Origin of the sequence: Mesorhizobium sp. M1A.F.Ca.ET.072.01.1.1, from assembly GCF_004023325.1 — a bacterium.
Taxonomy (GTDB): Bacteria; Pseudomonadota; Alphaproteobacteria; order Rhizobiales; family Rhizobiaceae; genus Mesorhizobium.
The window spans coordinates 1-13419 of the sequence record NZ_RZSF01000044.1 but is presented as its reverse complement, the minus strand read 5'-3'; the positions used below and the strand labels follow the sequence as shown (position 1 = coordinate 13419).

At 64.3% G+C, this 13419-nt stretch carries 13 protein-coding genes and 1 pseudogene; 7 read left to right on the top strand and 7 right to left on the bottom strand.

Translation table 11 applies throughout. The annotated features are described in order from the left end of the window. Nucleotides 1–10: 10 nt before the first annotated feature. The 3 genes from EOA32_RS09375 to EOA32_RS09365 are packed head-to-tail and all read right to left on the bottom strand — an operon-like array spanning nt 11 to nt 2817. On the bottom strand, nt 11–475 hold the full coding sequence (locus EOA32_RS09375) for a hypothetical protein (protein WP_189407022.1): 465 nt from the start codon (nt 473–475) through the stop codon (nt 11–13). A 57-nt stretch (nt 476–532) separates the two neighbouring features. After that, nucleotides 533–1570, bottom strand: a complete 1038-nt coding sequence (locus EOA32_RS09370; protein ID WP_067002592.1) for a zinc-binding dehydrogenase — start codon at nt 1568–1570, stop codon at nt 533–535. 5 nt (nt 1571–1575) lie between these two features. Then, complete coding sequence (locus EOA32_RS09365) at nt 1576–2817, bottom strand: acyl-CoA dehydrogenase family protein (RefSeq protein WP_128371563.1); 1242 nt, start codon at nt 2815–2817, stop codon at nt 1576–1578. Between the two features lie 114 nt (nt 2818–2931). Here EOA32_RS09365 and EOA32_RS09360 point away from each other — a divergent pair, with 114 nt between their 5' ends. The 6 genes from EOA32_RS09360 to EOA32_RS09335 all read left to right on the top strand — a co-directional run bounded on the left by EOA32_RS09360 (nt 2932) and on the right by EOA32_RS09335 (nt 6649). After that, on the top strand, nt 2932–3747 hold the full coding sequence (locus EOA32_RS09360; RefSeq protein ID WP_067002768.1) for an SDR family oxidoreductase: 816 nt from the start codon (nt 2932–2934) through the stop codon (nt 3745–3747). A gap of 45 nt (nt 3748–3792) precedes the next feature. After that, nucleotides 3793–4278, top strand: a complete 486-nt coding sequence (locus tag EOA32_RS09355; RefSeq protein ID WP_277816115.1) for a MaoC family dehydratase — start codon at nt 3793–3795, stop codon at nt 4276–4278. Further along, nucleotides 4275–5312 carry a phosphotransferase gene (locus EOA32_RS09350; RefSeq protein WP_067002595.1) on the top strand — a complete coding sequence of 346 codons (1038 nt, stop codon included), beginning with the start codon at nt 4275–4277 and terminating at the stop codon, nt 5310–5312. The genes EOA32_RS09355 and EOA32_RS09350 overlap by 4 nt, the downstream gene beginning before the upstream one ends. Nucleotides 5313–5348: 36 nt before the next feature. Then, a complete protein-coding gene (locus tag EOA32_RS39760; protein ID WP_245299772.1) occupies nt 5349–5504 on the top strand; it encodes a hypothetical protein in 156 nt (51 codons plus the stop codon). Nucleotides 5505–5610: 106 nt separating this feature from the next. Next, nucleotides 5611–6255: a TetR/AcrR family transcriptional regulator gene (locus tag EOA32_RS09340; protein WP_067002597.1), complete on the top strand. Its 645-nt coding sequence runs from the start codon at nt 5611–5613 to the stop codon at nt 6253–6255. Nucleotides 6256–6412: 157 nt separating this feature from the next. After that, nucleotides 6413–6649 carry a DUF680 domain-containing protein gene (locus EOA32_RS09335; RefSeq protein ID WP_067002599.1) on the top strand — a complete coding sequence of 79 codons (237 nt, stop codon included), beginning with the start codon at nt 6413–6415 and terminating at the stop codon, nt 6647–6649. An 87-nt stretch (nt 6650–6736) separates the two neighbouring features. Here the strand turns inward: EOA32_RS09335 and EOA32_RS09330 are convergent, their stop codons facing one another. The 4 genes from EOA32_RS09330 to EOA32_RS09315 all read right to left on the bottom strand — a co-directional run bounded on the left by EOA32_RS09330 (nt 6737) and on the right by EOA32_RS09315 (nt 12258). Then, nucleotides 6737–6955: a hypothetical protein gene (locus EOA32_RS09330; RefSeq protein ID WP_095778807.1), complete on the bottom strand. Its 219-nt coding sequence runs from the start codon at nt 6953–6955 to the stop codon at nt 6737–6739. Nucleotides 6956–7040: 85 nt separating this feature from the next. Beyond that, nucleotides 7041–10625: a sarcosine oxidase subunit alpha family protein gene (locus EOA32_RS09325; RefSeq protein WP_189407020.1), complete on the bottom strand. Its 3585-nt coding sequence runs from the start codon at nt 10623–10625 to the stop codon at nt 7041–7043. After that, nucleotides 10622–10918 carry a sarcosine oxidase subunit delta gene (locus EOA32_RS09320; protein WP_067002607.1) on the bottom strand — a complete coding sequence of 99 codons (297 nt, stop codon included), beginning with the start codon at nt 10916–10918 and terminating at the stop codon, nt 10622–10624. Before EOA32_RS09320 ends, EOA32_RS09325 begins: the two co-directional genes overlap by 4 nt. A gap of 86 nt (nt 10919–11004) precedes the next feature. After that, on the bottom strand, nt 11005–12258 hold the full coding sequence (locus EOA32_RS09315; protein ID WP_067002609.1) for a sarcosine oxidase subunit beta: 1254 nt from the start codon (nt 12256–12258) through the stop codon (nt 11005–11007). 253 nt (nt 12259–12511) lie between these two features. On the opposite strand from EOA32_RS09315, the pseudogene EOA32_RS09310 reads away from it, so the two are divergent. After that, nucleotides 12512–13272: pseudogene (locus EOA32_RS09310) on the top strand (SDR family oxidoreductase). Nucleotides 13273–13419: the final 147 nt, after the last annotated feature.

The following is a 13419-nucleotide window of genomic DNA, read 5'->3' as shown; positions in this document are numbered from 1 at the left end:
GGCAGCTCAGCTACTTGCCGGTGAATTCGGGCAGCCGAATGTATGGATTGCGCTGATCGTAGGAATATCTTGGCTCGCCTTTGCCTGACGAAACGGCACCCGCTATGAGCACTCCTTTCGGCCCAAACTGATAATCGATGCCGGCACAAAGATGCGCGAGCGTTTCATAGTCGAAGTTGCGCAATTCGCTGCCGGCTGCGAATGCAGCCGCTTTCAATGCATCCGACGAAAGCGAGCCGAGCATGCTATCGCGATAGGCCCTGACCTTGGCCTTGCTGAGCCGCGATGACTGGCATTCAGAGCCGACGACGCGCGCCAGCATGATATTTCTAATTGCGGTCGATGCTGGATCATTCAAAGAGGCCGAATATTTATTGAGAAAATAGTTCGTACCCGGATCATTGGTCATCGACTTGCGCCAAATGGGCGGGAACTTGTCGGCGGCCTCGGCACTAAATGTACCTGCCATTGACACCAGGACGAATCCGACAAACCACCGTAGCCTCATAGACGCGACCTCGAGTTATTTTGATCAGGGCTTAACAAACACCTTGCCGTTCGGCTTGGCCAGCTCGTCCGGCAGCCTGGCAATGGCCTCGTCCAGCGGGACCACCGCCGTCACATCCGTCGACCAGCGCCCGTCGGAAAACCTCTTCTGCGCCTCCAGCACCGCCGGGCCGAGCCGGTCGCGGAACTGCCGCATCCATTCGGCCAGCCAGAAGCCTTCGATGCGCTTGTGCTGGAAGATCAGTTGGCCGGGCTCGCGGATGACTGTCGGCTCGGCGTCGAGCCTTCCATAGACGATCCAGCGCGAGCGCTTCGGCATGGCTATGAAAATGGCCGAGGCAAGCGGTCCGGTCACTGCGTCCAGGAAGATGCGGGGCTGCTCCGCCTTCATCACCTCGCGCAGCGCGGCCTCGAAATCCGCCGCCTTCTCGTTGAGCGCATGGGCGGCGCCCAGCTCTTTCAGCAGCGGGATCTGCTCGTCGCGGCGCACGGTGACGATCGGCCGAAAACCCTCCTCTTTCGCCAGCCCGATGATCAGCTTGCAGAGCTGGCTGGCGCCGGCAGTCATGATGAAGGCCCTCTCACCCTCCTCTCTGACGATGTCGAACATGGCTAAGGCGGTCAGCGGATTGACGATCATCGCCGCAGCGTCCTCGTCGCGCACCGTGTCGAGCAGTGGAATGCAGGAAGCCGCCTCGGCGACCGCGTATTCTGCCCAAGCACCCCAGTTCGACACGCCGGTGGCGAAGGCGACGCGCTTGCCCGCAAGGCTTTTTGCGTAGGCGTCCTCACCAGTCGCGACGACAACGCCTACGCCCTCAAATCCGGCCGGCCGGCCCTGCACACGGGGCTGGCCGTATTGCCCTGTGATGAAGGCGATATCGGACGGGTTGATTGAGGCGAGACTGACCTTGATCAGCGCTTGTGTTGGACCAGGCGCCGGCACGGCGATGCTGCCGGGCTTCAAATAAGGCTCCATCGCCTCCGGCACGCTGGCCGAAGGCGTTTTGCTGTAGCCGTCGCCGACAAGCAGCAAGCCTCGCATTTCCGATGGAAGCGTCATGGCGGTCAGATCTTCTCCTGGGTGTATTTCCTGAGCTCGGCGCGCGCCACCTGCCGCCGGTGCACGGCGTCCGGCCCGTCGGCCAATCGCAGAGTTCTCAGATGCGTCCACGAGCGGGCGAGCGGCGTGTCCTGGCTGATGCCTTGCGCGCCGAACATCTGCACCGCCTCGTCGGTGACCTTGAGCGCGACGCGCGGCGCTACCACCTTGATCTGGCTGATCCAAGGGGCCGCAGCGCGTGCATCGCCCTGGTCGATCATCCAAGCTGCCTTCAGGCACAGGAGCCTCGCCATCTCGATCTCCATGCGGCATTCGGCGACGATGTCGAAATTGGCGCCGAGCTTTGCCAGCGATTGGCCGAACGCCTCGCGCCGCACCGAACGCTGGCACAGCATCTCCAGCGCCATCTCGGCCTGGCCGATCGCGCGCATGCAATGATGGATGCGGCCTGGCCCAAGCCGTCCTTGCGCGATCTCGAAGCCCCTGCCCTCGCCGAGGATCAGGTTCGCCGCCGGCACCCGCACATCCTCGAACCTTAGATGCAAATGGCCATGCGGCGCGTCGTCGTCGCCATAGACCTGCATTGGACGGAGCTTGGTGATCCCCTCGCTCTCCGCCGGCACCAGGATCATCGAATGCCGGCGATGCTGCGGCTCCTCGTCCGAGCCGGTCCTCACCATGACGATATAGATGGCGCAGCGCGGGTCGCCGGCCCCGGACGCCCACCATTTCTCGCCGTTAAGCACATAGTCGTCGCCCTGCCGCTCGCAGCTCATCGAAATATTGGTGGCATCGGATGAGGCGACGTCCGGCTCGGTCATCAGATAGGCCGAGCGGATCTTCCCTTCGAGCAGCGGCTCCAGCCACTGCCGCTTGTGCTCTTTTGAGCCGTAGCGCTCCAGGACTTCCATATTGCCGGTATCGGGCGCCGAGCAGTTGAAGGCCTCGGCGCCGAGATGCGCCTTGCCCATCTCCTCCGCCAGATAGGCATATTCGACCGTCGACAGGCCGTAGCCGCGCTTGGAATCGGTCAGCCAGAAGTTCCACAGCCCGCGCTCCCGCGCCGTCTTCTTCAGCCCTTCGAGGATTCCGGTCTGCCTGGCCGTGTAAGTCCAGCGGTCACCGTTTCTGCCGACCTCGGCGAGAAACTCCTCGCCGAGCGGCGCGATCTCGTCGCGCACCATCGCGGCCACGCGCTGATGGATCGGCTTCAGCCGCTCGGTCATGCCGAGGTTCATGTCCGCCATCGGTTCCGACCCTTTCGCTCCTTTATCCGTGGCAAGGATGACCGTACTTCGGCTAGCCTTGTCAACGCGAGTCCTTCGGTTCCGGCCGGGACGAGGCGCGCGGGAGGAATTATGATGAGCTATCTCGACAAGCTGTTCTCGGTGGTCGGCAAGACCGCGCTTGTGACCGGTGCCGCAACAGGCATCGGCCGCATGGTCGCGACCGGACTGGTGCAGGCCGGCGCCTCCGTGATGATCGCCTCGCGCAAGGGCGAGGACTGTGTGCGGGTCGCCGACGAAATCAACGCGCAGGGCGGCTCCGGTCGGGCCGAGGGATTTGCCGGCGACGTGTCCAGCGAAGCGGGCATCGCCGCGCTGGTTGCCGAGGTGAAGGTCCGAACGGACCGGCTGCACATCCTGGTCAACAATGCCGGCATTTCCTGGGGCGCGCCGCTCGCAGAGTTTCCCTACCACGCCTGGGCCAAGGTGTTGGGCGTCAACGTCACCGCCGTCTTCCATCTGACGCGCGAGCTTTTGCCGCTGCTCGATGCCGCAGCAAGCGACGATGACCCGGCCCGCGTGATCAATCTGGGCTCGGTGATGGGCACGCAGCCGCTGGCCGACGATGCCTATTCCTACACCGCCTCCAAGGCTGCGGTGCATCACCTGACGCGCACGCTGGCGATCGAATTCGCCGCCCGCCGCATCACCGTCAACGCCTTTGCGCCCGGTCCCTTCCAGAGCCGGATGACGGCCTTTGCCACCGCCACGGAGGAGCAGGCGAAACGTGTCGGCAGCCATGTTCCGCTCGGCCGCATCGGCGTGGCGGATGACATTGCCGGCGCAACGCTCTATTTGTGCAGCCGTGCCGGAAGCTATGTCACCGGCGCCATCCTGCCGATCGACGGCGGCCAGTCGGTGCAGCACGGGATGACATTGTTCAAGGAGTAGGACGCCCGGTTCAAGCAATCGCGATCCGGGCGGGGTGCGGAGGACATCAGCGTGGAACCGATCAGTCTCGATACGCTTCTGGCCAGCGTCGGCAAGGAAGTCGGCGTGTCGCCCTGGCGCACGGTGACGCAGCGCATGATCGATCAGTTCGCCGACGCCACCGACGATCACCAGTTCATCCATTGCGATCCGGAACGGGCCGCGCGCGAGACGCCGTTCGGCGGCACCATCGCGCACGGCTTCCTGTCGCTGTCGCTGCTGTCGGCCATGACCTTCGAGACCATGCCGCCGATCGAAAACACCAAGATGGGCGTCAATCACGGCTTCGACACGCTGCGCTTCCTGGCGCCGGTGAAGACCGGCTCGCGCATCCGCACCCATTTCGTGCTGGCCGACGTCAAGGTGCGGCCTTCGGGATGGGTGCAGACGGCGCACGACGTCACCATCGAGATCGAAGGATCGAAGAAGCCGGCGCTCACCGCGCGCTGGCTGACCCTGACGCTGATCGAGCGCCAGCCCGAGACCGCATGAGCGGCGACGCCAACGCGCTCGACCAAGCAGCGCTTGCGCCTTATCTCGAAGCGCATGTGCCTGGTTTTTCCAAGCTTTGCGCGGCCGAAAAATTCAAGTCCGGACAGTCGAACCCGACCTATCTGCTGACCGCCGCCAGCGGCCGCTACGTGCTGCGCGCCAAGCCGCCGGGGCAGTTGCTGAAATCGGCACATCAGGTCGACCGCGAATTCCGGGTCATGCAGGCGCTGAGCACGACCTCCGTGCCGGTGCCGCGCATGCTCCATCTTTCAGGTGAGATGACGCCGATCGGCCGCATGTTCTACGTCATGGAGTTCCTCGACGGGCGCATCTTCTGGGATCCGTCGCTGCCGGATACATCCGGCAATGACGAGCGTGCCGCGATCTACGACGCCATGAATGCGACCCTCGCCGCCCTGCACCAAGTCGATGTCGAGGCTGTGGGCTTAGGCGATTTCGGCAAGCCCGGCAGCTATTTCCAGCGCCAGTTCGCGCGCTGGACAAGTCAGTACCGCGCCTCCGAAACCGAAAGCATAGCCGCTATGGATCGGCTGATGACCTGGCTAGAGACGCATATGCCGGCCGATGACGGCCGGGTCTCGCTGGTGCATGGCGACTACCGATTGGACAATATGATTTTCGCCAAGGACGAGCCGAAGGTCATCGCCGTGCTCGACTGGGAACTGTCGACGCTTGGCCATCCCTTTGCCGACCTCGCCTATCAATGCATGCAATGGCGGCTGCCGCATGGGTCGGGCTTTCGCGGCCTAGACGGCATCGACCGCGCCTCGATCGGCCTGCCGTCCGAGGAGGCCTATGTCGCCGCCTATTGCCGCCGGCGCGGCATCGACGGCATCGGCAACTGGACCTTCTTCCTCGCCTTCTCCTTCTTCCGCCTGGCGGCGATCTGCCAGGGTGTCTACCGCCGCGCGCTGGACGGCAATGCCTCCAACCCGGAAAAGGCCAGGACCTATGGCGAGGCGGTGAAGCTGCTCGCCGCGCTGGCGGTGGAACTGATTGACAAGAAAAGTTGAGGGAGCCAAGCCACGGGCCGTTTCGATGGAGCGACGGTGCTGATCACCGGTGCGACAGGCGGTCTCGGCAGCGGCGCGGCCAAAGCCTTCGCCACTGAGGGCTCGCGGCCATGCGCAGGCGCTGGACGGCGGCATCAGCGCGATTTAGTTCAGAAAAAGTGGGTAGCGGCTTTCCTGTTCGGAATTAAGTAGGAACAAAGCGTTAGGGCGTATCTTGGGGAACCAGGCCGCTCCCTTGTCCGTTTCCGTACAGCGTATATAATTTTATCAGGCAACCAACCATAAAGGCAGGCGGAAATTGCCGCTGAGCGTTCAGAAACGCCGCGAGAAACAGAAAGCCGAGCTTCGTTCCGAACTGGTCGACGCAGCTCACAAGCTTGTGCAGGAAGAGGGCTACGAAGGGCTTACCATTCGCAAGCTTGCCAAGCGGGTCGGCTACGCGCCGATGTCGGTCTATTCCTATTTTGCCGATAAGCAGGACATCCTGTTCGCGCTCGCCGAGGACGCGTTCGAAACGCTTGCCCGCCGCATCGAGGAGCACCCGGCAGACGATCCCGTTGAGGCGCTGCGGGCTGTGATGACCGAGTATGCCGCCTTCGGGCTCGGCAATCCCAATGAATACCGCACCGTCTTCATGACAGAGAAGACCCGGCTGCCGGAAGGCCGGAGCTACGAGGACATGGAACAGGGCAATCCGGCGATGAAGGTGCTGATCAGCAGGGTCGAGGCCTGCGTCGCAGCCGGCAAGCTCAAAGGCGACCCTCGCGCCATAGCCACCATGCTGTGGACCGTTGGCCACGGCACGATTTCGCTGCTGATCACCTTTCCCTTCTATCCGTTCGGCGACCCCCAGGCCTATGTGAAGCGGATGTGCGATTTTATGTTGGCCTCGTTGTCGGCGCAGCACATACCCCCCCTCACCGATACACCCGTCAACTGCTGACCGGCTGCGCCGGTTTGAACAAGCCGGTCGCTTGATTCGCGAGGCCGGTACTCCGTTCAAGACAATTTGTCGTACGTGTACAAATTGCCTCTTGAATTCGGCCTCCGTTAACCGTATCTGTACGTTGTATCGTACATGTACGATTGGAGACGGAAAGATGAAAAAGACAATCCTCGCGCTCGCTGCCGTGCTGTCTCTCTCAGGCGCCGCTTGCGCTGGCGGGAGCCAGCCGGCCAAGCACGCCCCTGCGGCCTGCACCCAGACTCACACCAATCAGGCGCTCGACTGCGCCGCGACCGGCTCGGTGGAAAAGACCGATGCCGCCAACATCCAGACGAACAAGAGCCCGCGGCTCGGCATCGACGTGAACCCTTGGTTCGTGCCCGGCCTCTAATCACCGCCAAATCGCAAACGAAAACGGGCGACACTTGGCCGCCCATTTTCGTTTCGCCTGAAGCCCGATTTGACAGCGGCAGCGGCTCTACTTCTTGCGCGACTTCATTCCAGGCAAGGTCTTGGCCCTGCCAGGCTTTGCTGGGCCGCCGGGGATGGTGGTGCTGGTAATCGATACCGGATCGCTGGCCGGGAAGGTGTCCTCGAGGCCTTCCTCGAGCTCTTCTTCCTCGATCTCGCGATCCCGCTCCAGCGAACGGACCGCCTCTGTCTTCTTGGGCGTCTTCGGCGCGGATTTGGACGGCATCGGCAGTCTCCTCGCAAGCCGCAGAAACGGCCCGGACCGGTGAAGATTTCCCCGAGGCCGGCCCTTCGGACCGGTTGGCGCAGGATCAGTTCGCCGCGTCGCTCGCCGCTTCCGACAGCAAAGTAAATACATAGTCCGAGAAGGAACGCCAGCATTCCACCCGGAACGTGTCTTCAGCGGTACGCAGCAGCACGATCTCGGACTTGCCGAGAATGGTGCGCGATGCTGCCCCGACCGGGAAGGCCTCGAGCGACAGGTCCTGTGGGCAACCGGAATTGACCGTCACCGCGGCCGCCGGCCCGGCAACCGAGATCGCCACATTGCGATGCGAGATGCCGACCGCGGAGTGCAGCGCCGAGACCTTGGCGCAGTCGGCCAGCGGATCGTTCCCGGCGTCGTCGATGACCAGCCATTCGTCCGGCCCGAGCCATAAGGCGGTGCGCCCGCCTTTCGCCGCCGAGCTCTTCGGCTTCGCCGGCAGCGTCACGGCGAGCGCCTTGGAAAGCGCGGCGACGGAAGTTTCGGGCGCGCGCAGCGAGATGCGTTCGGCCGGCGGCAGGATCTCGACCTTGACGGCCGGCGCCGACACCGCGCGGCCGGCAAGTGCCGGACGCCGTTCGGTGGCAGCTGAAGCGTCGGCGGCTTTTGTCTTGGCGGCAGCCTTAGCCATTGAGGCGCTCCCCTTTTCGTCGACGAACACCATGCCGGTGACCTCCACCTCGATCGTGCCGTTCGGCATCGGCACATAGAGCGTCTGGCCCATGCGATCACGGCCGCCGGCGACCAGCGCCAGCGCGATCGAGCGCCCGCAGTTCTCCGACCAGTAGCTGGAGGTGACGTGGCCGATCATCTTCATCGGGATCGCCTGTTTCGGATCCTCGACGATCTGCGCGCCTTCTTCCAACACGACCTTCGGATCCTTGGTCTTCAGACCGACCAGTTGCTTGCGGCCCTTGGCGACGAGATCCGCGCGCATCATGCCGCGAATGCCGACGAAGTCGGTCTTCTTCTTGCCGACCGCCCAGTCGAGACCGGCATCGTTCGGCGTCACCGTGCCGTCCGTATCCTGGCCAACGATGATGTAGCCCTTTTCGGCGCGCAGCACGTGCATTGTTTCGGTGCCGTAAGCGGTCGCGCCATGCTTCTGGCCTTCGGCCCACAGCGCTTCCCACACCGCTTCGCCGTAGTCGGCCGGCACGTTGACCTCGAAGCCGCGCTCGCCGGTGAAAGACATGCGGAACAGCCGCGTCGGCACGCCGCAGATCTTGCCTTCGCGCACCGACATATGCGGCAGTGCCTCGTCCGACATGTCGATGCCTTCGACCAAAGGTTCGATGATTTTCCGCGCGCTCGGCCCCTGCACGGCGATTACCGCCCATTGCTCGGTGATCGAGGTCAGCCAGACATTGAGATACGGGAACTCGGTCTGGAGATAATCCTCCATGTGATGCATGACACGCGGCGCGCCGCCGGTGGTCGTCGTCACATGGAAGCGGTCCGGCGCCAGCCTGCCGACGACGCCGTCATCATAGATGAAGCCGTCCTCGCGCAGCATGATGCCGTAGCGGCAGCGGCCGGGCTCCAGCTTCTCCCACGGGTTGGTGTAGAGCAGCTCCATGAACTTCGCCGCATCCGGCCCGACCACCTCGATCTTGCCGAGCGTGGAGGCGTCGAACAGGCCGGCCGCTTTGCGCACTGTGACGCATTCGCGGTTGACGGCGGCGTGCATGTCCTCGCCGGCCTTGGGGAAATACCAGGCCCGCTTCCACTGGCCGACATCCTCGAACACGGCACCTTGGGCGGCCGCCCAGCCATGCGTCGCCGTGCGGCGCGTCGGGTCGAACAGCGCGCCACGCGCATGGCCGACGATCGAGCCGAAGGTGACCGGCGTATAGGGCGCGCGGAATGTGGTGAGACCAACCTGCGGGATCGGCTTGCCGAGCGTCTCGGCGGCGATCGCCAGGCCGTGCATGTTCGACGTCTTACCCTGGTCGGTCGCCATGCCGTTGGTGGTGAAGCGCTTGACGTGCTCGATCGAGTGCATGCCTTCATGCACCGCCTGGCGAATGTCCTTGGCGGTGACATCGTTCTGAAAATCGACGAAGGCCTTGACCGTGGTGCCCGGCCCGGCGCCGGGCGCAGCGCCAAGCATGCCGCGTGACCAGCTTTCACTGGCATCGACCTTTGGCTTGGCGCCCTTGCCCATCTTGCCGCTGGAATCCTTGCCGCCGGCGTCCCTTGCCGCCTGGGCACCTGCCGCATAGGCCTCGTCGACCGTTGCCTCCAGACCGTCCGTGCCGTTGCAGGCGCCGACCGAGACGCAGTCCTGCGCATAGGTCCCCGGCACGAAGCGTCGCGCCTCCTCGTTGAAGGCGACCTTGCCGCGCGACTGCGAGAACAGATGCACCGACGGCGTCCAGCCGGCGGACATCAGGATGGCGTCGACCGCGATCGTGCGCTCGCCGCCGCCGTTCTTCGGCTGCACCGTCATCGACGATACGCGCAGCTTGCCGCCGGCGCTAACCACAGCGCGACCGAAATTGATCTCGATGCCGAGGCTCCTCGCTTCGTCGATCACCGCCCCCGACGGGTTGTCGCGCAGGTCGACGATGGCAGCGACATTGACGCCGGCCTTCCTCAGGTCGATCGCGGCCGCGTAGGCCGAGTCGTTTGCCGTATAGACGCCGACATTCCTGCCGACCGCCACGCCATAGTGGTTGAGGTAGGTGCGCGCCGCCGATGCCAGCATGACGCCCGGCCGGTCGTTGTTGGCGAACACCATGTGCCGCTCGATGGCGCCGGTCGCGAGCACGACCCGCTTGGCGCGAACCTGCCACAGGCGCTCGCGCGCCAGCTCCCGGCCGGGGCTCTTGAGATGGTCGCTGACCCGCTCGACCAGGCCGACGAAGTTCTGCGCGTAGTACCCGAAAGCTGTCGTGCGCGACAGCACTCGGACATTGTCCATCGCCCTGAGTTTGGCGATCGCGGCTTGTGCCCAGGCAAAGCCGTCCTCGCCATCGATCCTGGCGCCGCTCTCGAAGCGCAGGCTGCCGCCGAATTCGGCCTGCTCGTCGGCGAGGATTACCCGCACGCCGGTTTCGGCTGCGGCAAGCGCCGCGGCGATGCCGGCCGCACCGCCGCCCAGCACCAGCACGTCGCAATGCGCGTAGCGCGCCGCATAATGGTCAGGATCCGGCCGGTCGGGGGAAACGCCAAGGCCGGCCGTCGCGCGGATCTTCGGCTCATAGAAGTTCAACCAGGCCGACTTCGGCCACATGAAGGTCTTGTAGTAGAAGCCGGCCGAGAACATCGGCGAGGCAATGTCGTTGACCGCGCCGACATCGAAGGCGAGCGAGGGCCAGCGGTTCTGCGAACTGGCGGTGAGCCCGTCATAGAGCTCCTGCACGGTCGCGCGCACATTCGGCGTCTTGCGCGCGTCGTCGCGCACGATCTGCACCAGCGCGTTGGGCTCTTCCGCACCGGCCGACAGGAAGCCGCGCGGCCTATGGTATTTGAAGGATCGGCCGACCAGATGGACGCCGTTGGCAAGCAAAGCCGAGGCCAGCGTGTCGCCTTCGATGCCGAGATAGGACTTGCCGTCGAAGCTGAACGAGGCGGTCTTGGCCTGGCTGAGGCGCCCGGCGCCGGAGATGCGGAACGACGCGTTCATTTCGAGGCTCCAGGCAGCTTCGCGGGCTTCGGCTCGCCGGCCTTGTAGGTCATGACGAACTTGTCGGTGACGGTGTCGCGCACGGCGTTGAAGAAGCGGGCGCAGCCATGGATATGCCGCCAGCGCTCATAGATGACGCCTTTCGGGTTCGAGCGGATGAAGAAGAACTTCTCGAAATCGTCTTCGCTTTCGGCGGCAATGTTGGTCGGGCGCGCGATATGCGCCTCGCCGGCATTGCGGAACTCGAGTTCCGGGCGCTCTTCCTCGCAATAGGGACAGCGGATGAGAAGCATCTAGGTTGATCCTACAATTCGCCATGGCCGACGCGGGCGCCGGCCGGGTTGATCGCAAACCTTCTGGCAGGCCATCTCGGCAACCATCAATGCGCCACCGCCGCCGCCGCCGCTTCGTCGATGAGACGACCGGTGCGGAAGCGCTCGAGCGTGAAGGGCGCGTTGATAGGGTGCGGGTCGTCCCTGGCGATGGTGTGGGCAAAGACGTTGCCCGAACCTGGCGTCGCCTTGAAGCCCCCCGTGCCCCAGCCGCAATTCACATAGAGGCCCTTGACCGGCGTCTTAGCCAGTATCGGCGAGCGGTCGGGGGTCACGTCGACGATGCCGCCCCAGGAGCGCAGCATCTTCATGCGGGTGAAGATCGGGAACATTTCGCAGATGGCGTCGAGCGTGTGCTGCAGGATGTGCAGGCCGCCGGTTTGCGAATAGGAGATATACTGGTCGGTGCCGGCGCCGATGACCAGTTCGCCCTTGTCCGACTGCGAAATATAGGCGTGCACCGTGTTCGACATGATGACGCATGGCACCACCGGCTTGACCGGCTCCGAGACCAGCGCCTGCAACGGATAACTCTCCAACGGCATGCGCACGCCGGCCATATCCATGATGACCGACGAATGGCCGGCCGCGACGACGCCGACCTTCTTGGCGCCGATGAAGCCGCGCGTCGTCTCGACGCCGGTGACCGCGCCGTTGGCCGCGCGCTTGACGCCGGTGACCTCGCAGTTCTGGATGATGTGCACGCCGCGCGCCGAGGCGCCGCGCGCATAACCCCAGGCGACCGCATCGTGGCGGGCCGTGCCGCCGCGGCGCTGCAGCGCGGCACCCATGACCGGATAGCGCGCCTCCTTGGAAATGTTGAGCGGCGGACAGAACTCCTTCGCCTGTTCCGGCGTCAGCCACTCATTGTCGATGCCGTTGAGGCGGTTGGCATGGATGTGGCGCTTGAACACCTGAACGTCATGCACATTGTGCGCGAGCATCATGACGCCGCGCGCCGAATACATGACGTTGTAGTTGAGCTCCTGGCTCAGTCCGTCCCACAACTTCAGCGCATGGTCGTAGATGCCGGCGCTTTCGTCATAGAGATAGTTGGAGCGGATGATGGTGGTGTTGCGGCCGGTGTTGCCGCCGCCGAGCCAGCCCTTTTCCAGCACCGCGACATTGGTGATGCCGTGCTCGGTCGCCAGATAATAGGCGGTGGCCAGGCCGTGGCCGCCGGCGCCGACGATGATTACGTCGTATTCCTTCTTCGGCTCGGGTGAGGTCCATTGCTCTTCCCAGCCCTTGTGGCCGCGCATCGCCTCGCGGGCAATGGCGAATACGGAGTATTTCTTCACGTTCAGCCTCGCGCCAAAAATCGCGGATCTCGGCCGGGCATCCCCCGGCGCGCGTGGTGTATCACTAGCGAAAGCGCGTAGCCACCCTTGCGCTGTTTGCGACGGCGCTTGCCGTTTTGCGCCGCGGCTGCGCGGCGCATGCCCGACAACTCGCATTCCGATCGGCAAGTCAGCTTTCGGGTGGCTGCCGAAATGCCGATTTGCGACCAAGCATCCCACCACCGGCTGGACCGGCATAGAGAAAGGATGAGAAATGTTCGCACTCACCAACAAGGTTGCCATCGTCACCGGCGCCAGCTCCGGCATCGGCCGCGCCACGGCCGGTCTATTCGCCGAGCAGGGCGCCAGTCTCGTCGTCGCCGCGCGCCGCCGGGCCGAGCTCGATGCACTCGTCGGCGAAATCGAGACAGCAGGTGGAACCGCAATTGCACTCGCCGGCGACGTCAGAGACGAAGCCTATGCCAGAGCTCTGGTCGAGCTTGCGGTCGAAAGGTTCGGCGGCCTCGACATTGCGTTCAACAATGCCGGCGCCGTCGGCTTGATGGCGCCGGTCCCGGAGATGGCGCCGGCGACTTGGCACGACACGATCGACACCAATTTGACCAGCGCCTTCCTCGCCGCCAGGCACCAGATCCCGGCGATGCTGGAGCGCGGCGGCGGCTCGCTGATCTTCACCTCGAGCTTCGTCGGCTATACCGCAGGCATGCCGGGCATGGCGGCCTACGCCGCCGCCAAGGCGGGGCTGATCGGGCTGACACAGGTGCTGGCCGCCGAATACGGACCGAAAGGGCTGCGCGTCAACGCGCTGTTGCCCGGCGGCACCGACACGCCCGGCGCCACGACCACGACGCCCGAGGCGCGTGCCTTCGTCGAAGGCATCCATGCACTGAAGCGCATGGCGCAGCCCGAGGAGATCGCTCGCTCAGCGCTCTATCTTGCGCCTCGGACGCCTCAAGCTTCACCACTGGCACGGCACTGTTTGCCGATGGTGGGGTGTCGATCAATCGGACGTGAGTCGTCTGACGTCGGCAGCCATGCTCATCCGCTGAAATAGCGCGACGGGGCCTTGCATTCCGGTCCATTTTGACGATTTGGTTTCCCGTCGAAAACGGACCGGAACGATGCTGCTGATCAGAACCTATGTCGCTCAGAGCGCTATCG

Bases quoted from the DNA above. Each gene is read 5' to 3' on its own strand.
- EOA32_RS09360 (WP_067002768.1), top strand. From the start codon at position 2,932: ATGAGCTATCTCGACAAGCTGTTCTCGGTGGTCGGCAAGACCGCGCTT.
- EOA32_RS09365 (WP_128371563.1), bottom strand. From the start codon at position 2,817: ATGGCGGACATGAACCTCGGCATGACCGAGCGGCTGAAGCCGATCCAT.
- EOA32_RS09330 (WP_095778807.1), bottom strand. From the start codon at position 6,955: ATGCCGTCCAAATCCGCGCCGAAGACGCCCAAGAAGACAGAGGCGGTC.
- EOA32_RS09320 (WP_067002607.1), bottom strand. From the start codon at position 10,918: ATGCTTCTCATCCGCTGTCCCTATTGCGAGGAAGAGCGCCCGGAACTC.
- EOA32_RS09370 (WP_067002592.1), bottom strand. From the start codon at position 1,570: ATGACGCTTCCATCGGAAATGCGAGGCTTGCTGCTTGTCGGCGACGGC.
- EOA32_RS09335 (WP_067002599.1), top strand. From the start codon at position 6,413: ATGAAAAAGACAATCCTCGCGCTCGCTGCCGTGCTGTCTCTCTCAGGC.
- EOA32_RS09350 (WP_067002595.1), top strand. From the start codon at position 4,275: ATGAGCGGCGACGCCAACGCGCTCGACCAAGCAGCGCTTGCGCCTTAT.
- EOA32_RS09325 (WP_189407020.1), bottom strand. From the start codon at position 10,625: ATGAACGCGTCGTTCCGCATCTCCGGCGCCGGGCGCCTCAGCCAGGCC.